General features: G+C 53.6%; 18 protein-coding genes and 1 other RNA gene. 9 read left to right on the top strand and 10 right to left on the bottom strand.

Features of this window, described 5'->3' with window-relative positions; translation table 11 throughout:
- The first annotated feature begins 15 nt into the window (after nucleotides 1-15).
- From ilvB to pssA, 6 genes are all read left to right on the top strand, one after another.
- Complete coding sequence (ilvB, locus tag LVJ83_RS09580) at nucleotides 16-1,797, top strand: biosynthetic-type acetolactate synthase large subunit (protein WP_244784281.1); 1,782 nt, start codon at nucleotides 16-18, stop codon at nucleotides 1,795-1,797.
- Complete coding sequence (gene ilvN / locus LVJ83_RS09575) at nucleotides 1,794-2,285, top strand: acetolactate synthase small subunit (protein WP_244784280.1); 492 nt, start codon at nucleotides 1,794-1,796, stop codon at nucleotides 2,283-2,285. Before ilvB ends, ilvN begins: the two co-directional genes overlap by 4 nt.
- A gap of 117 nt (nucleotides 2,286-2,402) precedes the next feature.
- A complete protein-coding gene (locus LVJ83_RS09570; protein WP_244784279.1) occupies nucleotides 2,403-2,696 on the top strand; it encodes a putative quinol monooxygenase in 294 nt (97 codons plus the stop codon).
- Nucleotides 2,697-2,733: 37 nt separating this feature from the next.
- The gene (gene ilvC, locus LVJ83_RS09565) at nucleotides 2,734-3,747 is read left to right on the top strand and encodes a ketol-acid reductoisomerase (RefSeq protein ID WP_244784278.1); all 1,014 of its coding nucleotides are present in this window, start codon (nucleotides 2,734-2,736) and stop codon (nucleotides 3,745-3,747) included.
- Between the two features lie 685 nt (nucleotides 3,748-4,432).
- Nucleotides 4,433-5,917 (top strand): aldehyde dehydrogenase family protein, encoded by a 1,485-nt coding sequence (locus LVJ83_RS09560; RefSeq protein ID WP_244784277.1) that lies wholly within the window; start codon nucleotides 4,433-4,435, stop codon nucleotides 5,915-5,917.
- Nucleotides 5,918-6,170: 253 nt separating this feature from the next.
- Nucleotides 6,171-6,923 (top strand): CDP-diacylglycerol--serine O-phosphatidyltransferase, encoded by a 753-nt coding sequence (gene pssA, locus LVJ83_RS09555; RefSeq protein WP_244784276.1) that lies wholly within the window; start codon nucleotides 6,171-6,173, stop codon nucleotides 6,921-6,923.
- A 61-nt stretch (nucleotides 6,924-6,984) separates the two neighbouring features.
- On the opposite strand, the gene LVJ83_RS09550 is transcribed toward pssA, so the two are convergent.
- On the bottom strand, nucleotides 6,985-7,254 hold the full coding sequence (locus tag LVJ83_RS09550) for a hypothetical protein (protein WP_244784275.1): 270 nt from the start codon (nucleotides 7,252-7,254) through the stop codon (nucleotides 6,985-6,987).
- Between the two features lie 46 nt (nucleotides 7,255-7,300).
- Here LVJ83_RS09550 and LVJ83_RS09545 point away from each other — a divergent pair, with 46 nt between their 5' ends.
- Nucleotides 7,301-8,110: a sulfite exporter TauE/SafE family protein gene (locus LVJ83_RS09545; protein ID WP_244784274.1), complete on the top strand. Its 810-nt coding sequence runs from the start codon at nucleotides 7,301-7,303 to the stop codon at nucleotides 8,108-8,110.
- Nucleotides 8,111-8,443: 333 nt separating this feature from the next.
- Here LVJ83_RS09545 and LVJ83_RS09540 read toward each other — a convergent pair whose 3' ends face one another.
- A complete protein-coding gene (locus LVJ83_RS09540) occupies nucleotides 8,444-9,121 on the bottom strand; it encodes a sulfite exporter TauE/SafE family protein (protein ID WP_244784273.1) in 678 nt (225 codons plus the stop codon).
- A 355-nt stretch (nucleotides 9,122-9,476) separates the two neighbouring features.
- Here LVJ83_RS09540 and lysM point away from each other — a divergent pair, with 355 nt between their 5' ends.
- Nucleotides 9,477-9,953, top strand: a complete 477-nt coding sequence (lysM, locus tag LVJ83_RS09535) for a peptidoglycan-binding protein LysM (protein ID WP_244784272.1) — start codon at nucleotides 9,477-9,479, stop codon at nucleotides 9,951-9,953.
- A gap of 836 nt (nucleotides 9,954-10,789) precedes the next feature.
- Here lysM and LVJ83_RS09530 read toward each other — a convergent pair.
- Complete coding sequence (locus LVJ83_RS09530) at nucleotides 10,790-14,620, bottom strand: DUF3683 domain-containing protein (protein WP_244784271.1); 3,831 nt, start codon at nucleotides 14,618-14,620, stop codon at nucleotides 10,790-10,792.
- 347 nt (nucleotides 14,621-14,967) lie between these two features.
- Here LVJ83_RS09530 and ffs point away from each other — a divergent pair.
- Nucleotides 14,968-15,064, top strand: an RNA gene (gene ffs / locus LVJ83_RS09525) — signal recognition particle sRNA small type.
- Between the two features lie 239 nt (nucleotides 15,065-15,303).
- Here the strand turns inward: ffs and LVJ83_RS09520 are convergent.
- The 7 genes from LVJ83_RS09520 to trpE all read right to left on the bottom strand — a co-directional run bounded on the left by LVJ83_RS09520 (nucleotide 15,304) and on the right by trpE (nucleotide 22,316).
- Entirely contained in the window at nucleotides 15,304-16,089 is a 786-nt protein-coding gene (locus LVJ83_RS09520) for an MBL fold metallo-hydrolase (protein WP_244784270.1), read from the bottom strand.
- 33 nt (nucleotides 16,090-16,122) lie between these two features.
- Nucleotides 16,123-16,911, bottom strand: coding sequence for a TatD family hydrolase (locus tag LVJ83_RS09515; RefSeq protein WP_244784269.1), 789 nt, complete (start codon nucleotides 16,909-16,911; stop codon nucleotides 16,123-16,125).
- Nucleotides 16,912-16,928: 17 nt separating this feature from the next.
- Nucleotides 16,929-17,285 (bottom strand): PilZ domain-containing protein, encoded by a 357-nt coding sequence (locus LVJ83_RS09510; RefSeq protein WP_244784268.1) that lies wholly within the window; start codon nucleotides 17,283-17,285, stop codon nucleotides 16,929-16,931.
- A 9-nt stretch (nucleotides 17,286-17,294) separates the two neighbouring features.
- Nucleotides 17,295-18,272 carry a DNA polymerase III subunit delta' gene (locus LVJ83_RS09505; protein ID WP_244784267.1) on the bottom strand — a complete coding sequence of 326 codons (978 nt, stop codon included), beginning with the start codon at nucleotides 18,270-18,272 and terminating at the stop codon, nucleotides 17,295-17,297.
- Between the two features lie 297 nt (nucleotides 18,273-18,569).
- Nucleotides 18,570-19,193 carry a dTMP kinase gene (gene tmk, locus LVJ83_RS09500; protein WP_244784266.1) on the bottom strand — a complete coding sequence of 208 codons (624 nt, stop codon included), beginning with the start codon at nucleotides 19,191-19,193 and terminating at the stop codon, nucleotides 18,570-18,572.
- A gap of 97 nt (nucleotides 19,194-19,290) precedes the next feature.
- The gene (locus LVJ83_RS09495) at nucleotides 19,291-20,436 is read right to left on the bottom strand and encodes a 5-(carboxyamino)imidazole ribonucleotide synthase (protein ID WP_244784265.1); all 1,146 of its coding nucleotides are present in this window, start codon (nucleotides 20,434-20,436) and stop codon (nucleotides 19,291-19,293) included.
- A gap of 404 nt (nucleotides 20,437-20,840) precedes the next feature.
- Nucleotides 20,841-22,316, bottom strand: coding sequence for an anthranilate synthase component I (gene trpE / locus LVJ83_RS09490; RefSeq protein WP_244784264.1), 1,476 nt, complete (start codon nucleotides 22,314-22,316; stop codon nucleotides 20,841-20,843).
- Nucleotides 22,317-22,896: the final 580 nt, after the last annotated feature.

Raw genomic sequence — 22,896 nt, 5'->3', positions numbered from 1 at the left:
ACAAAAGAGGTTGCCATGCAATTATCAGGTGCACAAATCCTTGTGCAAAGTCTCAAAGCCGAGGGCGTGGAATACGTATTCGGCTATCCCGGCGGCGCCGTACTCGAAATTTACGATGCGCTTTTCCAGTTAAACAAATTCAAGCATATTTTGGTGCGCCACGAACAGGCAGCCGTGCATGCGGCCGATGCCTATGCGCGCACCAGCGGCAAAGTGGGCGTGGCGCTGGTCACATCCGGCCCCGGTGCCACCAATGCGATTACCGGCATTGCTACTGCCTATAGCGATTCGATTCCGATGGTGGTGATTTCCGGTCAGGTCGGCACGCCCGCCATCGGCAGTGATGCGTTTCAGGAAATCGACATGATCGGCGTGTCGCGCCCGTGTGTGAAACATAATTTTCTGGTAACCAGCATCCACGAGTTGGCCGACACGGTGAAAAAAGCGTTCCAAATCGCGCAAACCGGCCGCCCCGGCCCGGTGGTTATCGATGTGGCCAAAGACGTTACCCAGGCCATGGCCAAGTTCAGCTATCCGCAGGAAGACATTTTTATCCGCTCCTACCAGCCGGTAACGCAAGGCCATACCGGTCAAATCAAAAAAGCCATCCAAATGCTGGCGGCAGCCAAGCGCCCATTGGTGTATTTCGGCGGCGGGGTGGTATTGGGCAATGCTTCCGAAGAATTAATCGAGTTTGTACAACTGACCGGCGTACCTTGCACCGGCACGCTGATGGGCTTGGGTGCTTATCCTTCGTCGCACAAACAGTTTCTCGGTATGCTCGGCATGCACGGCACTTATGAAGCCAATTTGGCCATGCATAATGCCGATGTGGTGGTGGCGGTGGGCGCGCGTTTTGATGACCGCGTGGTTTCGGTGCCGGAAAAATTTACCGAAAAACCGAAAAAAGTTATCCATATCGATATCGACCCTTCCAGCATTTCCAAACGTGTTAAAGCAGACGTGCCGATTGTGGGCGATGTGAAAAACGTCTTGCGTGAAATGATCGGCATCTGGAAAAAACAGGAGCTTACCCTGAATGATGCCGCGTTGGGCAAATGGTGGCAAACCGTAGAAGCCTGGCGCAGCCGTAACTGCCTGCGTATTCCCGATACCGAAGGCGATATCATCCTGCCGCAGATGGTGGTGAAAACATTGGCGGAAATCACCCACAATGATGCCATCATCACCTCCGATGTCGGCCAGCATCAAATGTTTGCCGCACAATATTATCCGTTTGAACGGCCGCGCCAATGGCTCAATTCAGGCGGCCTCGGCACTATGGGCGTGGGTTTGCCCTATGCGATGGGCGCTTATCTGGCCGACCCGAGCAAAGATGTGTGCTGCATCACCGGCGAAGGCTCGATTCAGATGAATATCCAAGAGCTGTCCACCTGTTTCCAATACAAGCTGCCGATTAAAACCATTTGTTTGAACAACGGCTATTTGGGCATGGTGCGCCAATGGCAGGAGCTTTACTACAGCAACCGCGAATCGGAAACCTATTTCGACTCGCTGCCCGATTTTGTGAAATTGGCCGAAGCTTACGGCCATGTGGGCATGCGCATTGAAAAAGCTTCTGATGTGGAAGGTGCGCTGCGTGAGGCGTTGGCGCTGAAAGACCGCTTTGTGTTTATGGATTTTATCACCGATAAAAAACAAAACGTGTTCCCGATGGTGGGCAACGGCAAGGGCCTGGATGAAATGGTGTTGCCGCCGCATATGCGTGAAACGCCGCAAGATAGCGATGTAAACGATGTAAACGATCGAGATTACGACACAAGGAGCGTGCCATGAGACACATCTTATCTATCCTGATGGAAAACGAATCGGGCGCGATGAGCCGTGTGGTCGGCCTGTTTTCCGCACGCGATTACAACATCGACTCGCTTTCTGTAGCCGCTACGGAAGACAAAACCCTTTCGCGCATGACCATCGTTACCCACGGTGACGATGCGGTGTTGGAGCAGATTACCAAACAGCTCAACAAGCTGATTGAAGTGGTAAAAGTGGTGGATTTAAACGAAAGCCGCTTTGTTGAGCGTGAAATGATGCTGGTTAAAATCCGTGCCATCGGCAAAGATCGCGACGAAATGCTGCGCCTGGCTGAAATTTACCGGGGCCGCGTGGTGGATGTAACCGATAAAAGCTATACCATTGAAGTGACCGGCACCAGCGACAAGCTCGATTCTTTCCTCGAAACCGTCAGCAAAAACCTGATTTTGGAAACCGTGCGTACCGGTGCGGCAGGCATCGGCCGTGGTGAACGGATTTTAAAAATCTGACCGGTATTTTCAGACGGCCTGTCGTATTTGTTTTTCAGGCCGTCTGAAAACAAACCTATCCGGCAAGCCGGAAAATCAAGTATATTTGATTCTGTTATCATTTTTCGGAGTGTGAACATGTCGAGCATTAAAATTGTCGCCACCATTGTTGTCAAAGCCGGGCACCGCCAAGAGCTGCTTGAGAAGTTTCAACAATTGGTCTCGGCCAGCCGCCGTGAAGCAGGCAATATCAGCTACGACCTGCATCAAGACATCAATCAGCCCGACCGTTTGGTATTTATCGAAAACTGGCAGTCGCAGGCTGCAATTGACGAGCATAATGCCAGCGCCCATTTCCAAGCCTTTGTCAACGCCATCGAAGGCAAAACCGACAGTTTGGAAATTATCTTGATGCAAAGCATTTCTGATTAAATTTATTAGCCAACCCCTCGATATCAAAGGAAAAAAAATGCAAGTGTTTTACGATAAAGACGCAGACTTAAGCCTGATCAAAGGCAAAACCGTAGCCATTATCGGTTATGGTTCGCAAGGCCACGCCCATGCGGCCAACCTGAAAGATTCAGGTGTTAACGTGGTAATCGGTTTGCGTCAGGGCGGCTCATGGAAAAAAGCCGAAGCTGCCGGCCATAAAGTATTGAGCGTGGCAGAAGCCACCAAAGCTGCCGATGTGGTGATGATTTTGCTGCCGGATGAAAACCAGCCTACTGTGTATAAAAACGAAATCGAAGCCAACCTGAAACAGGGCGCGGTATTGGCCTTTGCCCACGGTTTTAATGTGCATTACAACCAAATCGTGCCGCGTGAAGACCTCGACGTGGTGATGGTCGCTCCCAAAGGCCCCGGCCATACCGTGCGCAGCGAATACAAAAAAGGCGGCGGTGTGCCCACGCTGATTGCAGTTTACCAAGATAAATCAGGTAAAGCCCGCGATATCGCCCTCTCTTATGCCGCAGCCAACGGCGGCACCAAAGGCGGTGTGATTGAAACCAACTTCCGCGAAGAAACCGAAACCGATCTTTTCGGCGAACAAGCCGTATTGTGCGGCGGCGCGGTTGAGCTGGTGAAATGCGGCTTTGAAACCTTGGTTGAAGCCGGCTACGCGCCTGAAATGGCTTATTTCGAATGCCTGCACGAATTGAAACTGATTGTGGATTTGATGTATGAAGGCGGCATTGCCAACATGAATTACTCTATTTCCAACAATGCCGAATACGGCGAATACGTAACCGGCCCGGAAGTGGTCACTGCCGCCACCAAAGATGCCATGCGCAACGCCCTGAAACGCATTCAAACCGGCGAATACGCCAAAATGTTTATTCAGGAAGGCGCCACCAACTACCCGGCCATGACTGCCCGCCGCCGCATCAATGCCGAGCATCCGATTGAAGTGGTCGGCAATCAATTGCGCGGTATGATGCCGTGGATTGCGCAAAACAAATTGGTAGATTTGGATAAAAACTAAGCTGTTTCGATAAGGTATCCTGACCATTCGATTTACGGGTGTATTTTACTTCTGAAAAACGCATCTGCTGCGTTAAAAAATACTCGCAAGATGTCTCTTGCTGTGTTTTTTGCCCGGTATCTGTATTTCCAGGAGCAAAAATCCCTTTATAAACGAACCTCCTAGCAGCTGCTGCCGGATACCGCAGCAGCTTGCATCATGGAAGGTTTGTCATACCTGCATTTGATCCGGGCCGTCTGAATTTTCAGACGGCCTTTTTTCGAATAAAGCATTAACAATATTTTGCGTTTATATACACCTGTGTCGATATGTTTTGAATTCAAAAATAGAGCAAATATGTAAATACATTTCTTTTTGTATATCTTTGAATAGAAAATAAAAAAATATTTAATCAATATATCTGTTATTGAAAATGTTTGCCCGGCGGCAGGTTTTTTGTAAGAAAATATCATGGCTTGCCGCCTTGAAATCAGCAGCGAATCGGTCTAAGCTGAAACCACTTTTGCAGGGCTGAGCATTCAATTTTGCATGCTCGGTATCGGTTATACCCATTCACAAAAGTAAGTTAACAAGGCGGCGGACCGAAGACAGTGTAAGTAGTGCGGCAAGGCGAGCCAAAGCCGTTAGGTTATTTTTGTGAATGGGTAGTCAGATGTTCACACATATCATATTAAGGAGAAGTAACATGGCAAAAGATTTAAACGTGTTTGATAAAGCATACGGCCTCTTGATTAACGGCGAATGGACCAACGGCAGCAAGGGCGAAAGCCTGACTTCTTACAACCCTTCCAACAACGAGCCGTTGGCCACTTTTATTGATGCCACCAATGAAGACGTTGATGCCGCCGTGGCAGCTGCCCAGGAAGCGTTTAAAACCTGGCGGCATACCACTGTTTACGAGCGCAGCGCCATTCTCAACAAAATCGCCGATGTGATTGACGAGTACGCCGAAGAGCTGGCCTTGCAGGAAACACTTGATAACGGCAAGCCGATTCGCGAAACCCGCGCTGCCGATATTCCGTTGGGTGCTGAGCATTTCCGCTATTTTGCCGGCGTGATTCTGGCCGAAGAGGGCAGCGTCAACGAAATTTATAATGAAGATATTTCCATCGTATTGCGCGAACCCATCGGCGTGGTCGGCCAGATTATCCCGTGGAACTTTCCTTTCCTGATGGCTGCTTGGAAAATTGCGCCGGCGTTGGCTGCGGGCTGCACGGTGGTGATTCATCCCTCATCCAGCACCTCGCTGAGCTTGCTGTCGTTTGCCCAAAAAATCAACCATCTGCTGCCCAAAGGCGTGTTGAACGTGATTACCGGTCGCGGCTCCAAATCCGGCGAATATATGTTGCACCATAAAGGCTTCAGCAAGTTGGCGTTTACCGGCTCTACCGAAATCGGCCGCCATGTCGGCATCGCCGCTGCCGAAATGCTGATTCCCGCCACGCTGGAATTGGGCGGCAAATCAGCCAATATCTTCTTTGACGACATGCCGTTTGACAAGGCGCTTGAGGGCGCACAAAAAGGCATCTTGTTTAACCAAGGACAAGTATGTTGTGCCGGTTCGCGCATTTTTGTGCAAGAAGGCATTTACGACAAATTTGTGGCCGCATTGGCTGAAGAATTCAAAAAGGTAAAAGTCGGCCTGCCGTGGGAAGATGATACCCAAATGGGCGCACAAGTAAACGCCGGTCAGATGGACACCATCACCAAATACGTGAAAATCGGCGAGCAAGAAGGCGCGCGCATCATCACCGGCGGCAAACGCGCCGAGAGTGGTGATCTGGGCAAGGGTGAATTCTTTGAGCCGACCTTGATTGCCGCCAACAGCAATGATGACCGCATTGCCCAGGAAGAAATTTTCGGCCCGGTGGCGACCGTGATTAAATTCAAAACCGAAGAAGAAGTGATTGCCATGGCCAACGACAGCGAATACGGCCTCGGCGGTGCAGTGTGGACACTCAACATCAACCGCGCCCTGCGCGTGGCCAAAGCTGTGGAAACCGGCCGTATGTGGGTGAACTGTTACAACCGTCTGCCCGCAGGCGCACCGTTTGGCGGTTATAAAACTTCCGGCATCGGCCGCGAAAACCACAAAATGATGCTGGCCGCCTATACTCAGGTGAAAAATATTTATATCAGCACCCGTGAAGAGCGCGAAGGCATGTATTGAAGTGCAGATGCTGTATAAAGTGTTCAAAGCAGACCCTCGGGTCTGCTTTTTTGATATTGCAGGCCGTCTGAATGATTACTGGTTTACCGGAGGGTTCAGACGGCCTCAGGATACTTTCAGCACGATGGCTTATCTCAACATGAGCTCTGCTTTGATCACATGCAACAAGGCGGTTTGGCGGTGTAATATGCGGTATAATCGGTAGCATCTTAAGCGCAGGCCGTCTGAAACCTCGCGGCCAAACAGGAAAAATATGGCTACACCGCAAAATCCGTTGCCGGGTAACCGGCCTTCATTACGTCAAAACAGTATTTACCTGCTGCCGAATTCATTTACGATAGCGGCGCTTTTCTGCGCTTTTTTCGCCATCACCCAAGCCATGCACGGGCGCTACGAAACTGCGGCGATTGCCGTGTTTGTGGCAATGCTGCTCGACGGCATGGACGGGCGGGTGGCGCGCTGGACCAACAGCCAGAGCGCGTTTGGCGAGCAGCTCGACAGCCTGGCCGATATGGTGAGCTTCGGTGTGGCGCCGGCATTGATTGCCTATAAATGGCAGCTTTGGCAGTTTGGCAAAGTGGGCTATTCGGTGGCTTTTATTTATTGCGCCTGCGCGGCTTTGCGGCTGGCACTGTTCAACACTTTAATCGGTAAGGCCGACAAACGCTGGTTTATCGGTATCCCAAGCCCGACTGCGGCGGCACTGATTGTGGGCATGATTTGGGTCAACCACAGCTATGAACGTTTTCCTGCGGTGGAATGGATCTGTTTGTTTATCACCTTGTTTGCCGGTTTGTCGATGGTGGCGCAAGTGCCGTTTTGGAGCTTTAAAGAAATCAACGTGCGCCGCAAAGTGCCTTTCTTTGCCATTATTTTGGCTATGTTGGTGTTGCTGGTGGTGGCGATGGAGCCTTCGTTGGTGTTGTTTTTGTTTTTCCTGGCCTATAGTTTGTCGGGTTATGTGATGTTCGGCTGGAAGTGGCTTAAACGGCGCAAACACCACTGAAACAGCCGCTTTATCTGTGATGCAGCTTGTGAATGTCTATTCAAAAAAACACTAGGGAATCCTAACCATTCGATTTAAGGGTGTATTTTGCCCCTGAAAACGCAGCTGCTGCGTTAAAAATCCTCGCAAGATGTCCAATCTTGCTGCGTTTTTTGCCTTGCATCTGCATTTTTAGGAACAAAAATCCCGCCATAAACGACACATCTGGACACCCTAAGACGGCAAGATAAAAGCAGCATAACTGTGCAGGTTCGGTTGGCTCTGTCGTGGCGAAACCGTTTTCTTCAATCTGAATCAAACACACGGTCAGATTGTTTGCTTGAATCAGCATGGCCCGATGGCGGCTGTGGCGGCTTGAGGCCGTCTGAAAGAAAATTATGTGGAATCTTGAAGTTATACTGATTATGCTGCTGGTGGGCAGTTTTGCCGGGTTTGTCGCCGGGCTGCTCGGTATCGGCGGCGGCATGGTGGTGGTGCCGGTGGTGTTGTGGGTGTTGCAGATGCAGGGGCTGGGCGCAATTGACCATGCGCAGCATTTGGCTGTGGGCACGTCGTTTGCCATTATGGTGTTTACCACGTTTTCCAGCGTGATGGCGCAGCACCGCAAGGGTGGTGTGGATTGGGCGGTGGTGCGGCGCATGGCGCCGGGAATGATTGCCGGCGTGATGGTCGGCTCGGTGTTGGCAAAATATATTTCCAATGCAGCGCTGCAAATCTTTTTTGTGGTGTTTGTGTTGCTGGTGGCGTTTAAAACTTTGGCCGATGCCAAGCCCAAGCCTTCGCGCAGCCTGCCGGGGGCGGCCGGTCTGACGGCGGTCGGTTCGCTGTTCGGCATTGCTTCGAGCTGGGTGGGCATCGGCGGCGGCTCGTTGTCGGTGCCGTTTATGCTGTATTGCAATGTGCCGGTGCGCACCGCCGTGGGCACTTCGGCAGGGTTGGCCTGGCCGATAGCTGTAGCCGGTGCGGTGGGCTATCTGTATTCAGGCTGGAATGTGGCCGGCCTGCCTGAAGGCACATGGGGCTTTTGGTATCTGCCGGCAGTGGCGGTGTTAAGCGTGGCGACTATGCTGTTTGCGCCGTTGGGCGTTAAAGCCGCACACAAACTGCCGCCTGAAAAGCTCAAGCTGGCATTCGGTATTTTGTTGCTGGTGATTGCCGCACGTATGTTGTGGGGGCTGTTGCACTGAGCATCTGCCTCCGGGTTTGATGTTACCCGTTATGGTTTATTGTATGCAAATGATTGATGGCCATTTACAACAATAAGCAAACCGGGCTGAACCGAACACAGTAGAGGTAGTGCTTGACTTGGCGTTTCAGCATCTTGGGGTATTCTAGCGATACCCAGCCCTCTTCGAGCACAGGCGGGTCAACGCCGTTAGGTTATGGTTGTGAATGGGTATGAGGCCGTCTGAATCTTCAGACGGCCTCAAGTATTTGGTATGGCTTGTGCCGGCATGGTTTGGCCGGATAAAGTTGCAGGCCGCCGGTCGGATGCATATACCCAAAACGGCTTGATTGGCTCAAAAACGGGTATGCACAAATTGAATCAGCTGCCACAGCGCCCAGCCTGCCACCATCAAGCCGGCGGCCAGCCTGATGCTGCGCCGTTGCAAAAAGCTTTTTAATTGCGTCGCAAAAAAACCCATAGCCAGCAGATTTGGCAGTGTGCCCAAGGCAAACGCCAGCATATACAGCCCGCCTTGTGCCGCATTGCCGCTGCCGAGTGCATAGAGCGATGCGCTGTATACCAGCCCGCAAGGCAGCCAGCCCCACAGCAGCCCCACGCCGAAGCAGGCGGGTATTGACTGTATGGGCAGAAGTTTGTTTAAAAGCGGATTCAGCCGCCGCCAAACGGGCTTGCCGATGGTTTCTATTTTAGTGGCCAAAGTCGATAAGCCGGCCAGATACAGCCCCAACAATAGCAATAAAATATTGGCGGCGGCAAACAGACTGTTTTGCAGCCAGCGGGTTTGGTCGAGTGAAATGCCGATTTGGCCGAGCCCGCCGAGCAATACGCCGATCAACACATAGCTGCTGATACGGCCGCTGTTGAGCAGTAAAATCAGCCAAAAACGGTGGATATGCGGGGGCAGCTGTAAGGCGAAGGCGCTGGAAAGCCCGCCACACATGCCCACGCAGTGGCCGCCGCCGAAAAAGCCGATAAAAAATAAAGTAAGCAGGGTGATATCGCCGTTCATGGCCGTCTGAAATTGGGAGAGGTAAGTGCCGTATTGTATAGCGAAAGGTGTTTACCGTTCTATAGTGAAGCGGTTTAATATTTACGGTGGCGGGCGCTTAATCAGTCGGAGCAAGTGTCGGTTTCCAACTGTGCCGTATTATGTAAAACCAAGTAATTTTTACCTCTGGCGCTTGAAAAAACAGCCCGGCGATACAATGATAAAGCTTAAGTTGTTCTGACTAAATTTGATTGACAGGCGTATTTTGCCCTTAAAAGCGCATCTGCTGCATGTTCAGGAGCCAAAATGCCCTTATCAACGAATGTCAGGAAGCCTAGCCGGTTCGCCGGATTTTTTAACGATTAGGAGTGAAAACATGGGTTTGTTCAGCTTTATTAAAAATGCAGGCGAAAAATTGTTTGGCAAAGACGAAAAAGAAGTGGCTGCTGCGGCTGCTGCCAATGTGGAAGATTTAAACGGTAAAGCTTCCGCTGCCATCCAAACATATATTGAAAAACAAAACCTCGGCCTGACCGGTTTGGCCGTAGCATTTGACGGCGCTTCAGGCAAAGTAACGCTGAGCGGCTCGGCGCCTTCTCAAGAAGCGGCTGAAAAAGCAGTGTTGGCCGCCGGTAATGTAACCGGTGTGTCTGATGTAGAAAATAATCTGACTTTCCCGGCATCTTCGGCTGCGCAATACCATGATGTGGCCAGTGGCGACACTTTGTCGGCCATTGCCAAAAAATATTACGGTGATGCCAATAAATACATGAAAATTTTTGAAGCCAACAAACCGATGTTGAGCAACCCCGATAAAATCTATCCGGGTCAGAAACTGCGTATTCCGGAATAAGGTTTCAGCGGATAAGCCATCAGGTGCAGATATGCGGCAGGCATCTTGCCATCGCATTTTTGTGCCAATGTATATTTTCTGTTTTCCATCCGGTTTATAGATAAACAGGCCGTCTGAAAGCTTTCAGACGGCCTGTTTATCTTGCAAACATAATCCGATTGCGTTGCTTTTCCTGAGCCCGAAGCAAGTGTGCGACTGTGTTCAGCCTGCCGCTTTGTTAGCTTGCTTGTGTGAATGGGGGTAATTGGCGGGTTTGCCGGCGCCGGTGAAGCGTTTGCCGATAGGTTAAGGCCGTCTGAAAACGGTAAGTGCAGTTTCAGACGGCCTTGTTTTCATTGAATAGCGGGTGGTGGTTGCCACGCAGCCGCAGCGAGGGCTTCGCCCGCAAACTTTCTGAAGCACTCAGTCAACCGACCCCATATGGCCTGAGCTATCTTGGGCTCGCTGCCTTGTTTGCTTAACTTTTATGAGTGGGCATCAATGAGCCGGCGTATTGATTATTTGCGCGGTTGCTGTATTTTGCGTGAAATATGGCGCACGGCTTTTTGTACGAGATAGGCAACAACAATTTGTTTGATACGGCGCATCAGCATGGTTCATCCTTTGGTGTAAAAAATAAGGCCGTCTGAATGGTTTGATACCTGTTATACCCATTCATACAAATTATACAAATCATCTAACTGTATTGGCTCGCCTGCGCTCGAATAGGGCTGATTTCGCTAAGGCGTTAACGCCCAAGTCAACCGGCTCCATATGTGTGCAGCGTTTCGGCTTGCGCCTTGTCAGCTTGTTTTTGTGGAAGGGCATTAAACTATTCAGACGGCCTTTATATGCTGTTAGAGCAGCACTTTTTCAATACCGCCGCGGGTGGCTTTTTCAACAAAATCATTTTGCCATGTGTCGCCGAGAACATGCTTGGCCATCTCCACCACGATATAGTCGGCGGGCATATTGTTGTCGTCGCTGTAGCGGCTCAAGCCTTGCAGGCAGGCGGGGCAGGAGGTGAGCATTTTCACGGGCTCGCCTTGCGGCAGTTGCGCTTTGTTTTTTTCAATTTCTTCCTGCTTGCGGAATTTTACCTGAGTGGCGATATCGGGGCGTTTTACGGCAAACATGCCGCTCTCGCCGCAGCAACGGTCGCTCAATACCACTTCCTGCCCCATCAGTTTGCTGGTGAGCTGGGTGGGATTGGTGGTTTTGATGGGTGAGTGGCAAGGGTCGTGATACAGGTATTGCTGGCCGCTGACGCCGTCGAGTTTGATGCCTTTTTCCAGCAAAAATTCGTGGATGTCGATCATGCGGCAGCCGGGGAAGATTTCTTCAAAGCGGTATTTTTCGAGCTGGTCGTAGCAGGTGCCGCAGCTCACGACCACGGTTTTGATATCGAGGTAGTTTAGGGTGTTGGCCACGCGGTGGAACAGTACGCGGTTTTCGGTGGTCATTTGTTCGGCTTTGTCGGCATTGCCGCCGGCATCTTGCGGATAGCCGCAGCAGAGGTAGCCGGGCGGGAGCACGGTTTGTACGCCGGCGTGCCACAGCATGGCCTGGGTGGCGAGGCCGACTTGGCTGAACAGGCGTTCAGAGCCGCAGCCGGGAAAGTAGAACACGGCTTCGCTGTCTTCGGGCAGGGCGGGGTTGCGGATAATCGGCACGGTTTTGTTGTCTTCCACGCCCAAAAGTGCGCGGGCGGTTTTAATCGGCACATTGCGCGGCAGCGGGCGGTTGATGAAATGCACCACCTGCTCTTTTATCGGGGTGGCGCCCACGGTGGTTTTGGGGGCGTTTTTTTGTTTTTTGGCGCCCAAATGGAATTTTTTACCCATTTGGTAGCCCCAGTTTTGCAGTTTGAAGCCGGCATCTACCACGCCTTTGCGCAAGATGTTGATGGTGCGCGGGTCTTTGGCATTCAGAAAGGCCATCCCGGCGGCTACGGTGGGGTTGAAGCGCTTTTTGCCGGTTTTGCGCAGGTAGTTGCGGATGGCCACGGTAACGTCGCCGAAATCGATGTTGACCGGGCAGGGCTTCACGCAGCGGTGGCAGACGGTGCAGTGGTCGCCGACATCGTTGAGTTCGTCGAAATGGCGCAGCGACACGCCGCGGCGGGTTTGCTCTTCGTATAAAAACGCTTCGGTTAAGAGGCCGACACCGAGGATTTTGTTGCGCGGGCTGTAGAGCAGGTTGGCGCGCGGCACGTGGGTGGAACACACGGGTTTGCATTTGCCGCAGCGCAGACAGTCTTTTACCGATTCGGCGATGGTGCCGAGGTCGGATTGCTCCATAATCAGCGATTCTACGCCCAACAATTCAAATGAGGGCGTGTAGGCGTGGCGCAAGTCGGCGCCTTTCATCAGCTTGTGGCGGTTGAAGTGGCCTTCGGGGTCGATGCGGGTTTTGTAATCCCAAAAAGGCTGCATTTCTTCATCGGTGAGATATTCGAGCTTGGTAATGCCGATGCCGTGTTCGCCGGAAATCACGCCGTTGAGGTTGCGGGCAATCACCATGATGCGGTCAACCGCTTTGTGGGCGGTTTGCAGCATTTCATAGTCATCAGAGTTCACCGGAATGTTGGTGTGCACGTTGCCGTCGCCTGCGTGCATGTGCAGCGCCACAAACACACGCCCGCGCACCACGCGGCTGTGGATTTTGGCAAGGTCGGCGAGAATTTTGGTGTCGGTTTTGCCGCTGAAAATTTCAGCCAGCGGTTTCATGATGTCGGATTTCACCGACACGCGCAGACAGAAATCGCGAAAAGCGGTGAAGCTGCTTTCATCATCGCGCGCTTCGGGGGCGGCGTGAACCGCACCGCCGTAGCGCTGTTTGTAGTCGGCCAGCGGCGCATCGAGATTGTCGAGCAGCCATTGCCAGCGCTCTTGCACGGTTTGCACATGTTTGAGCGCGTGGTTGGCGCGTTCGCCCAATAATTCGCTGCTGGGCAGGTCGGTGCCCATTTTGTCGACAGGCAGTTTGCCGTGCAGATAGGGCAGCAAGGCTTCGCACAAGGCGAGTTTGTTTTTAATCGATAATTCGATGTTGATGCGTTCGATGCCGTCTGAATACTCGCCCAAACGCTCCAGTGGAATCACCACGTCTTCGTTGATTTTAAAGGCGTTGGTGTGTTTGGCAATGGCGGCGGTGCGGCTGCGGTCGAGCCAGAAGGTTTTGCGGGCTTCGGGCGACACGGCGATAAAGCCTTCGCCGTCGCGGGCGTTGGCCAACTTCACAATGTGCGAAGCTGCTTCTTGTACGGCGTTTTCATCGTCAGATACCACATCGGCAATCAACACCATTTTCGGGCGGCCTTTGCCTGCGGCTTTGGTGGCATAGCCGACTGCGCGCACATAGCGCCAGTCGAGATGCTCCAAACCGGCCAGCTGTACGGCATCGTGGCCGAGCAGGTAATCGCGGATTTCTACGATAGACGGTGTGGCGTTGGCCACGGTGCCGAAAAATTCCAGGCACACGGTGCGGATGTGTTGGGGCATGGTGTGCAACACAAAGGCGCAGCTGGTGATGATGCCGTCGGTGCCTTCTTTCTGCACACCGGGCAGGCCGCTGAGAAATTTATCGGTGACGTCTTTGCCGAGGCCGACTTTGCGGAATTTGTGGCCGGCAATTTCCAGCCGTTCGGTTTTCACAACTTTGAGGCCGTCTGAATCCAGCGTGTGCACATCGAAAACGGCGGTTTCTTCATCATGGATTTTACCGAAATTGTGGCGCACGCGTTCGATTTTCAGCCATTCGCCCTCGGGGTTAACCATTTTCCACCACGCCAGATTATCCAGCGCCGTGCCCCACAATACTGCTTTTTTGCCGCCGGCATTCATAGCCACATTACCGCCCACGCAAGAAGCATCGGCGGAAGTGGGGTCGACCGCAAACACGAGTTTGGCGGCGGAGGCGGTTTCTTCGACACGGCGCGTTACCACGCCCGCACCGCAGTGAATCACCGGACGTTTGCCCTCAAGGCCGGGCAGGTCGACATATTCGACGCCATTGTGGCGGTCGAGTTTTTCGGTGTTGATGACGGCGCTCATCGCATCCAATGGCACGGCGCCGCCGGTGTAGCCGGTGCCGCCACCACGCGGGATGATGGTCAGCTCAAGTTCGATTAAGGCACGCACGAGCGGGGCAACTTCGGCCTCGCTGTCGGGATTGATGACCACAAACGGATATTCCACACGCCAGTCGGTAGCATCGGTGACGTGCGATACCCGTGCGAGGCCGTCAAACATGATATTGTGTTTTTTGGTGATTTTGCTCAAGCGCTTGAGAATCTGCTCGCGGCGGGTTTTGGTGTCATGAAAGCTGTTGTCGAAACGGGCAACTGCCGTTTCGGCAGCCTGAATCAGCTGCGCCACTTGCTCGTTGTCGTCGCGGCGTTTTTGGATTTCGCCCAAACGGTGGCGCATTTCTTTCACCAGCGCTTCGCGGCGGTGCGGGTGTTCGAGCAGGTCGTCGATTAGGTAAGGGTTGCGCACCACTGCCCAAATGTCGCCCAACACTTCAAACAACATCCGCGCCGAGCGGCCGGTAACGCGCTGGCTGCGCAGGGTTTGCAAAACATTCCACGATGCTTCGCCCAACAGGCGGATAACGATTTCGCGGTCGGAATAAGAGGTGTAGTTGTAGGGAATTTCGCGGATACGTTGCGGGGCGGTGGTGGTCATGTGTGGTGTCCGTATGGTTTTATTGACTGCTGGAACAAAGGCAAACGGCTATTTTAAAGGATTTTTACCGCAGCGGGCGCCTAATCGGCTTTTTTTATTGTTTTCAGACGGCCTGATGTGTTGTGCCGCCGCATGAAAAGTTTGGCTTGGCGCAGTATGGTAAAAGGCTTAATGTAATGTAATTTCAATGATTTTTCAATGGAAAAATATGGGCGGAATACATGCAGACGGCTCATGTTGCCGCATCGGGGTTGTAAACAATTTTATGCTTTCAGACGGCCCTTGGCCGCAGCCGCCATTGCGGGCTTGTGTTTTGGGGCATAAGGCCGCTATAATACAGCTCTTACGGCGGGTCTCCCTGCATGGTAATTTGGAACAACGGGTCAGGGGCGGAAGCCAGCAGCCCACTCTGATGCGCCAGTGCCAGGGGTTTGGCTCGCCACCTGATTGAAAATGCCGACAGCGCAATGCTGTCGGCATTTTGTTTTGTGGAGGCCGTCTGATACCCATTTACAAAAGCAAGCCAACAAGGCGGCAAGCCGAAGCCGGTATAGTGCGTAAGGATTTGGTTGATTTGGTGCTTCAGCACCTTAGCCAAACCGGTTCTCTTTGAGCTCAGGCTGGCCAACGCCGTTAGGTTGTTTTGTGAATGGGTATGCGTGCCAATCGGCGGGATGTTGTTTTTACGCGGGGATGCTGTAGTCGCATTCGACAGTCAAACCGTCATAAGCGGGGGCAATGCCTTGCGGGCTGCGGGCGAGCAGGTCGTTATAGTCCAGCGCATGGGTCATGTGGATTAACCAGCTTTGTTTGGCGCCGATGCGGCGGGCGTAATCGCAGGCTTGCTCGAAGCTTAAATGGCTGGGGTAGGGGCGCTCGCTGAGGCAATCGATAAACAAATGGTCGAGGCCTTGCAGGGCGGCGATTTGCGCGTCGCTGATGTGGTTGATGTCGGTGAGCCAGGCGATGTTGCCGATGCGGTAGGCGGTGGTCGGCCAATGGCCGTGCGGCATGTCGAAATATTGCAGCGGCACGCCGTTGAGCTTGAGGCCGTCTGAAAGCGTTCGGGCTTCGAGCACGGGACGGTTCCAATGGCTGCTGGGCGGGTAAAAGGCGTAGTGGAAGCGCTCGGTGATGTTGGCGAGGGTGAAGTCGCTGCCGTAAATCGGGATGCTGCTTTGCTGTCGGTAGCAAAAGGCGCGCAAGTCGTCGATGCCGTTGAGGTGGTCGGCGTGCGGATGGGTGTAGAGCACGCCATCGATGCGCGGCAGGGCTTCGCGCAGGGCTTGGCTGCGGAAGTCGGGGCCGGTGTCGATCTGCCAGCCTTGGCCGCTGATGTCGAGCCAGGCGCTGCAACGGCTGCGGCGGTTTTTGGGGTTGCTGCCGGTGCAGACGGGGCAGGGGCAGCCGATGACGGGGGTGCCGGAGGAGCTGCCGCAGCCGAGTACGGTAAGGCGGATTTTTGTCATGGTTTTTGCGGGCAGTCAGGCCGTCTGAACGTTTCAGACGGCCTGTGATGCGGTTATTTTCGGTACTTTGTTAAATAGGGTGTAAAAGTTTTCGGTGGTGGCGGCGGCGATGTTTTCCAGCGAGTCTCCACGCAGTTTGGCGATGAATTCGGCGGTGTGGCGCACATAGGCGGGCTCGTTTGATTTGCCGCGCTTGGGCACGGGGGCGAGAAAAGGGGCGTCGGTTTCCACCAGCATGCGGTCGGCGGGAACATATTGGGCGGCGGCCTGGATGTCGGGGGCATTTTTGAAGGTAACGATGCCGGAAAAGGAAATGTAGAAACCCAAATCCAGCGCCATTTTGGCCACGCGTGTGTTTTCGGTGAAGCAGTGAATCACGCCGGCATGGGCGTTGTTTTCTTTGAGCATGGCCATGGTGTCGTCGGCGGCATCGCGGGTGTGCACAATCAGCGGCAGGCGGCTTTGGTTGGCGGCTTCGATGTGCTCGGCAAAGCGCCGGTGCTGCCAGGCCAAATCGCCTTTGCACCAATGGTAATCGAGGCCGGTTTCGCCGATGCCGACGATTTTGGGGTGTTGGGCATGCGCCACCATTTCGGCCGTGCTGAATTCGGCGGCATCTTCACGGTCGGGGTGTACGCCGATGCTGGCGTAGATATTTTCATGTGCCTCGGCAATGGCCAGCACTTCTACAAAGCTTTCGCGGCTCACGCTGATGGCCAGCGCTTGCCTGACTTGGTTTTCCGCCATGTTGTCCAACACTTCGGGCAGGCGGCCGGCGAGGCCTTCGAAATTCAGATGGCAGTGGGAATCGATTAATTGCATGTGTGTTCGATCGGGTGTTAAAGGGTAAAGGTGGTGCGGTCGTTGCGCAGCATGCCGGCGAGCTCGGCTTCAATCAGGTTTTTGGTTTGAACGCTGATTTCGTCGCTGCCGAATGCCAGCCCGATGCCTTTGGGGCGGTGGGCAGAAGTGCGGGCGGGGTTAATCCAAGCCACTTTGGTGGGCAGGAATTTTTTATCGGGATGGTTGATGATTTCAATGGAAAGCAGCACTTCGTCTCCGAGCGAAAAAGTGTCGTCGGTGGGCACGAACAGGCCGCCGTGTTCTAAAAACGACATATAGCTGTTGTAGAGCAAGGTTTTGTCGCGCAGCTGCAATGCCAGCATTTTGCCGGGCAGATTTCTGGGGATATTCATAAGCCTGCCTTATTTGTTTTGCCAAAAATTAAGATAGTCAACCAACAGTGATTCTAACTGCATTTTAACACTTAAGGTATGGTGGCCGTAAGGGCTGAGGCGGTTTAGGGCGGCAGTTAATCCGAAGAGGGCGGCGGGGCTGGTTTTGGCGCCGGTTTGCGCCAATGCCCCGGCGTGGTCGGGATAATAGAGCGGCGGCATGTTTTGCTGTGCCAGCCCGACGTCGAGCAGCCATTTGTGCAGCCAGTCGAGAAAGAGGGCGAGCGGCCATTTTTGTTTGTCGAAGGCGGCGGCATAATCGAGAATCGCCAGCAGGCGCGGTGCGGCCAGCAGCTCGAGCAGTGATTGGCGCAGCCGGTCTTGTTCGGGATCGGCTTCAAACAGCGGTGCGCCGCCGTGAAATGCCAGCAGTGCGGCGGCATTTTCGATTGATTGCTGTTGTAGGTGTTGCAGGGCTTGCTGGTGTGAGGGCGCGGGCAGCAGCATTTGGCGGCAGCGGCTTTTGATGGTGGGCAAAAGTTTGTCGCGGGCGTGGGTAATCAGTAGAAAAATCACATCGGCAGGCGGCTCTTCTAATATTTTCAGCAAGCCGTTGGCGGCCTGCTGGTTCATGCTTTCGGCCGGATGCACCAAAACCACACGCTTGCCGCCGCGCACGGAGGTGAGCTGGATGTTGTCGATTAGTGTGCGCACGGCATCGATTTTGATTTGCAACAGCTTGCGTCCCACAGCTTCGCCTTCGGGGATTTCGGGCGTGAGTTCGTAGAAATCGGGATGGCTTTGCTGTCCGAACAAGTGGCAGGAAGGGCAGGTGCCGCAAGCTTGGTGTGCGGCTTGTGGGGTTTCACACAGCAGCGCCTGCGCCAAATGGCGGGCAAAAGCGGTTTTGCCGGTGTTTTCTTTGCCGGTAAACAACCAGGCGTTGGGCTGGTTTTGCCAGTGCTCGGCAAGTGTTTGCCATTGGAGTTGGTGCCAAGGATAAATCATTATCGGTGTATCGGGGGGAAGATATGGCCATTATACAAGGCTTATAGCCGTCTGAAACGCTTTTTGGGTTTTTCAGACGGCCTAGGGTGTTTGTTTGGATAAACGCCTAACCGCCGCTCCTGCGCGGGCGGCTTTGTCGGTCGGATACTTGAGACCTATATTGACAACATCACGGCAATCATGAGGAATGGCCGGGAAGGCCAACATTTTGCCTCCGACCTGTGAAGTTATCCAACAGGCCGTCTGAAAAAATAATACGTTGGCAAACGGCTGCTGTGGGTTTGTCGAGCCGGCTGTTCAGACGGCCTGGAAATGGCGGTCTAATACCGTTTCGATACTGTGTTTGACTGCGGCCAAATCGCGGTTGCTGTCGATAATGGCGTAGCGTTTGGGGGCGGCGGCGGCGCGCGTGAGGTAGGCATCGCGCACCCGGATGAAAAAATCGGCCTGCTCTTGCTCGAAGCGGTCTTTTTCGCGTGTTTGGGCGATGCGGTTCATGGAAATTTCGAGCGGCACATCGAGCAGCAGGGTCAGGTTGGGGCGCAAGCTGCCCTGCACCCAGTTTTCCAGTGTTTCGATATCGGCAAAAGGTACGCCGCGACCGCCGCCCTGATAGGCGAATGTGGCATCGGTAAAGCGGTCGGATATCACATGTATGCCTTTTTTCAGATTGGGCAGAATCACGGTTTCGATATGTTGTTGGCGGGCGGCAAACATCAGCAGCGTTTCGGTGCGCAGGCCGGCGCGGGTAGCGGGGTTGAGCAAGATTTCGCGTAAAGCCTCGCCCACGGGTGTACCGCCCGGCTCGCGGGTGAAGACCACCGGCAGCCGGCGCTCGGCAAACCAGTTTTTCATCACGTCGAGATTGGTGGATTTGCCGGCGCCGTCGATGCCGTCTAGGGTAATGAATTGGGCTTGCATAGCGGGTTTTCTTCAGTTAGGGCGGAGCTGGTGGTAAGGTGGAAACACACTCGTAAACGAATGGTTGAGGAGGGCGGTTGCAGCATTTTCGGCGGCTTCAAAGCAGTTGGTGCAGCTTGGTTGCTGTGGCGAATGCCTGCCCGGCATCGTCTGCCAATACGGTAAAATGCCCCATTTTCCGGCCTTTGCGGGCGGTGCTTTTGCCATATTGGTGCAGGTAGGCATTTTTATCGGTTTGCAGCGGCAGCCAATTCGGCTCGCTGCCGTCTTCGCGCCAGACATCACCGAGAATGTTGGCCATACAGCAGGGTGAGAGCAGGCGGGTATCGGCGGGCGGCAGGCCGCACATGATGCGTACTTGCTGTTGAAACTGATCGGCTGCACAGGCATTAAGGGTGTGGTGGCCGGAATTGTGCGGGCGCGGGGCGATTTCGTTGACTACCAGCGTTTGCTCATCACCGACCACAAATAATTCTACCGCCAGCACGCCGACGTAATCGAGCTCGTCAGCCAGGCGCTGTGCCATTTGCCGGGCTTGCTGCTGCACGGCGGCAGGCAGGCGGGCGGGGACGACGGAATAGGCTAAAATGCCGTTTTCATGAATATTTTCAGCCGGATCGAAAGTGAGAGCGCAATCGTGGTTCAGGCGGCAGACAAGCACGGAAATTTCGCCGCGTAAATCCACCATTTTTTCCAATACGCAATCGACACCGCCGTGTGCGGCAAAGGCTTCGCGCAATTCGTCTGTGGTTTTGACACGAATTTGGCCTTTGCCGTCATAGCCCAACGTGGCGGTTTTCAAAATGCCGGGCAACAGTGCTGCGCTGGCGTCGGTGATGTCTTCCGGCTTGCAGACGGCCTGATAAGGCGCGGTTTTCAGGCCGGCTTTCTGAATCCAAGCTTTTTCCTGAATGCGGTTTTGGGCGATGGCGACACAATCGCCGCTTGGCGATACCGGGGTGTGTTGCGCCAAAAAACGCATGGCATCGGCGGGCACGTTTTCGAATTCGGTGGTAACCGCAGCGCATTGTGCCAGCTTGGCCAGCGCGGCCTGATCATCGAAACAGGCGCACAAATGGCGGTCGGCATAGGCGGCGGCGGGTGCGTAGGGGTCGGGGTCGAGCACGGTTACCTGATAGCCCATGGTTTTGGCGGCTACGGTAAACATGCGGCCGAGCTGGCCGCCGCCGAGAATGCCGAGCATAGCGGGCGGGAGAATGGGAGCGGTGGTTTGATTAGTCATTATTCTGGCAATATGGAATGTGAAAAGGCCGTCTGAAACCATTCGCAAAAACAGCTTAACGCCGGCTCGCCCGGTGAGCTGACTTTTGTGAATGGGGGGTGAATGATGGTGGGCGCTAAAGTGGGCATTGTATCAAAAAGTTATGTATTCACGGTAGTTGCAGAGAGGGTTGCCATAAAAAGCCGTTTGACAATAAGGTATTTCAGACGGCCTGATCACGGCGGCTGTTTAGCCGGACTATTTATAGTGAAGTGAATAAAAAGTGCTGCGGCGTTGCTGCGCCTTGCATCATTTCTTTCCTCATTCCACTATGCTCCGCCGCACCGCTTGAGTTGAGAAAAGGCAGGGTTAGTATAGCGGCATTGCTTTAAATATCGATGCCGGATGTTTGCAAACATGGTCTGCTATTTATCCAAACCTTCCTGCACCATCTGCGCCGCCCGCAATACGGCGCGGGCTTTGTTTTGGGTTTCCTGCCATTCGGCTTCTTCATCGGAATCGGCCACGATGCCGCCGCCGCTTTGCACATATAGGGTTTGATCTTTAATCACGGCGGTGCGGATGGCGATGGCCAAATCCATATCGTTGTTGAAGCCCCAACAGCCTGCCGCGCCGCCGTAGATACAGCGTTTGGCCGGTTCCAGCTCTTCGATGATTTCCAGCGCGCGCACTTTGGGGGCGCCTGAAAGTGTGCCGGCGGGGAAGGTGGCGGCGAGTACGTCCATATTGGATACGCCGGGTTTCAGACGGCCTTCGACGTTGGAGACGATGTGCATCACATGCGAATAGCGTTCGACCACCATTTTTTCGGTAACGCTGACTTGGCCGGTTTCGCTGACGCGGCCGACATCGTTGCGCCCCAAATCAATCAGCATCACGTGTTCGGCGATTTCTTTGGCATCGCTGAGCAAATCTTGTTCTTGCGCCAGATCTTCGGCGGGGGTTTTGCCGCGCAGGCGGGTGCCGGCGATGGGGCGCACGATAATGTCGTCACGCTCGCGCCGCACCAGAATTTCGGGCGATGAGCCGACCACGTGGAAATCGCCGAAATCGTAATAAAACATATACGGCGAGGGGTTGAGCGTGCGCAGCGCGCGGTAGAGGCTGAGCGGGTTGTCGGTGAATTCCAGCTTCATGCGCTGGCTGGGCACCACCTGCATGCAGTCGCCGTCGAGAATGTATTGGCGGATTTTACGCACATATTCTTTGTAGCGCGCTTCGCCGGTTTCGTGTGCGGGCTCGGTCGCGGGGCTGCCGAGCGAGAGCGGGATGGCGCAACTTTGGCGCAATTGGGTGCGTAAGGCTTCCAAGCGCTCGCGGGCGTTGTGATAGCTGTTGTTTTCTGCGGGGTCGGCATACACAATCAGGTAGATTTTGCCGCTCAAATTATCGACAACGGCTAATTCTTGCGACAACATCAGCAAGATATCGGGGGTGCCGATGGTGTCGGGTTTGTCTGTTTGCTGGAAACGGTGGGCGAAATGCTCAAAATGGTAAATGGTTTCATAGCCGAAATAGCCGACCAGGCCGCCGGTAAAACGGGGCAGATTGGGGATTTCGGGCGTTTTGAAACGCTCGTGGAATTGCTCGATAAAGTGCAGCGGGTTGCCGCTGTATTGTTCGATGATTTCACCGTCGTGATAAACGCTGACCTGCTTGCCCGCGGCTTTGAGGTAAGTGCGGCAAGGCAGGCCGATAAAGGAATAGCGGCCGAAGCGCTCGCCGCCGACCACCGATTCGAGCAGGTAGCTGTAGGGCCGGTTGGCAAGCTTGAGGTAAAGGGAAAGCGGCGTATCGAGATCGGCCAGCAGCTCTTGCACCAGCGGAATACGGTTGTAGCCTGCTTCGGCTTGTTGTTGGAATTGTTGCAACGTAATCATGTTTCAGACGGCCTGAAAAGATGTAAATGAATGTGAACGAGTATAGCAGTTTTCTGTGGCCGTGGCTAAAACAAGCAGGCTGTAGGCGGGGGTATAAGCGCTCATGTAAAACACTGTAGCGCCACGGATACAGGGCAGCGGTATTTACCGGTTGCGGTTGAAACATCAGGCCGTCTGAAAACTTTCAGACGGCCTGATGTTTGGTGTTGGGATTTATTGTTCGGCATACGATATAAGGTTGGGCGGAAAACCGATTTGCCGCGTTGAAAACACAGTTTTTGCGAGAATTTTTAATGCAGCTGCGTTTGCAGGTGCAAAAAAGCATTCGTAATTTGTAAATCAAATGCTTAGGATACTCCAACCCTTACCGGCGGGTGAAATGCCTCCGGATTCTAAATGATAGTAAAATTTAAATCAATGTATCACAAGGAAGCAAGCTAAAATAGCGCGCAAATGTGGGATACCGGCTTGATAATGCAGTATTTTATGCAGCCAAGGTGAATCCATGCAATCAGGTGGTTTTCATATCGGGTATCAAAAGCCTGACTGCTTGCCCTCACCCTAATTCTCCCCGTTGGGC

This window comes from Uruburuella testudinis, from assembly GCF_022870865.1.
In the GTDB taxonomy this organism is placed as follows: domain Bacteria; phylum Pseudomonadota; class Gammaproteobacteria; order Burkholderiales; family Neisseriaceae; genus Neisseria; species Neisseria testudinis.
Note: the sequence above shows the minus strand (reverse complement) of the source record. Positions and strands in the feature narration are given on the sequence as shown.

Bases quoted from the DNA above. Each gene is read 5' to 3' on its own strand.
- trpE (WP_244784264.1), bottom strand. From the start codon at position 22,316: ATGATTACGTTGCAACAATTCCAACAACAAGCCGAAGCAGGCTACAAC.
- LVJ83_RS09510 (WP_244784268.1), bottom strand. From the start codon at position 17,285: ATGAATATCCCCAGAAATCTGCCCGGCAAAATGCTGGCATTGCAGCTG.
- ilvN (WP_244784280.1), top strand. From the start codon at position 1,794: ATGAGACACATCTTATCTATCCTGATGGAAAACGAATCGGGCGCGATG.
- LVJ83_RS09540 (WP_244784273.1), bottom strand. From the start codon at position 9,121: ATGAACGGCGATATCACCCTGCTTACTTTATTTTTTATCGGCTTTTTC.
- LVJ83_RS09560 (WP_244784277.1), top strand. From the start codon at position 4,433: ATGGCAAAAGATTTAAACGTGTTTGATAAAGCATACGGCCTCTTGATT.
- LVJ83_RS09505 (WP_244784267.1), bottom strand. From the start codon at position 18,272: ATGATTTATCCTTGGCACCAACTCCAATGGCAAACACTTGCCGAGCAC.
- lysM (WP_244784272.1), top strand. From the start codon at position 9,477: ATGGGTTTGTTCAGCTTTATTAAAAATGCAGGCGAAAAATTGTTTGGC.
- LVJ83_RS09530 (WP_244784271.1), bottom strand. From the start codon at position 14,620: ATGACCACCACCGCCCCGCAACGTATCCGCGAAATTCCCTACAACTAC.
- LVJ83_RS09550 (WP_244784275.1), bottom strand. From the start codon at position 7,254: ATGCTGATTCAAGCAAACAATCTGACCGTGTGTTTGATTCAGATTGAA.
- ilvB (WP_244784281.1), top strand. From the start codon at position 16: ATGCAATTATCAGGTGCACAAATCCTTGTGCAAAGTCTCAAAGCCGAG.
- LVJ83_RS09495 (WP_244784265.1), bottom strand. From the start codon at position 20,436: ATGACTAATCAAACCACCGCTCCCATTCTCCCGCCCGCTATGCTCGGC.
- LVJ83_RS09520 (WP_244784270.1), bottom strand. From the start codon at position 16,089: ATGACAAAAATCCGCCTTACCGTACTCGGCTGCGGCAGCTCCTCCGGC.
- tmk (WP_244784266.1), bottom strand. From the start codon at position 19,193: ATGCAAGCCCAATTCATTACCCTAGACGGCATCGACGGCGCCGGCAAA.
- LVJ83_RS09515 (WP_244784269.1), bottom strand. From the start codon at position 16,911: ATGCAATTAATCGATTCCCACTGCCATCTGAATTTCGAAGGCCTCGCC.
- pssA (WP_244784276.1), top strand. From the start codon at position 6,171: ATGGCTACACCGCAAAATCCGTTGCCGGGTAACCGGCCTTCATTACGT.
- LVJ83_RS09545 (WP_244784274.1), top strand. From the start codon at position 7,301: ATGTGGAATCTTGAAGTTATACTGATTATGCTGCTGGTGGGCAGTTTT.
- LVJ83_RS09570 (WP_244784279.1), top strand. From the start codon at position 2,403: ATGTCGAGCATTAAAATTGTCGCCACCATTGTTGTCAAAGCCGGGCAC.
- ilvC (WP_244784278.1), top strand. From the start codon at position 2,734: ATGCAAGTGTTTTACGATAAAGACGCAGACTTAAGCCTGATCAAAGGC.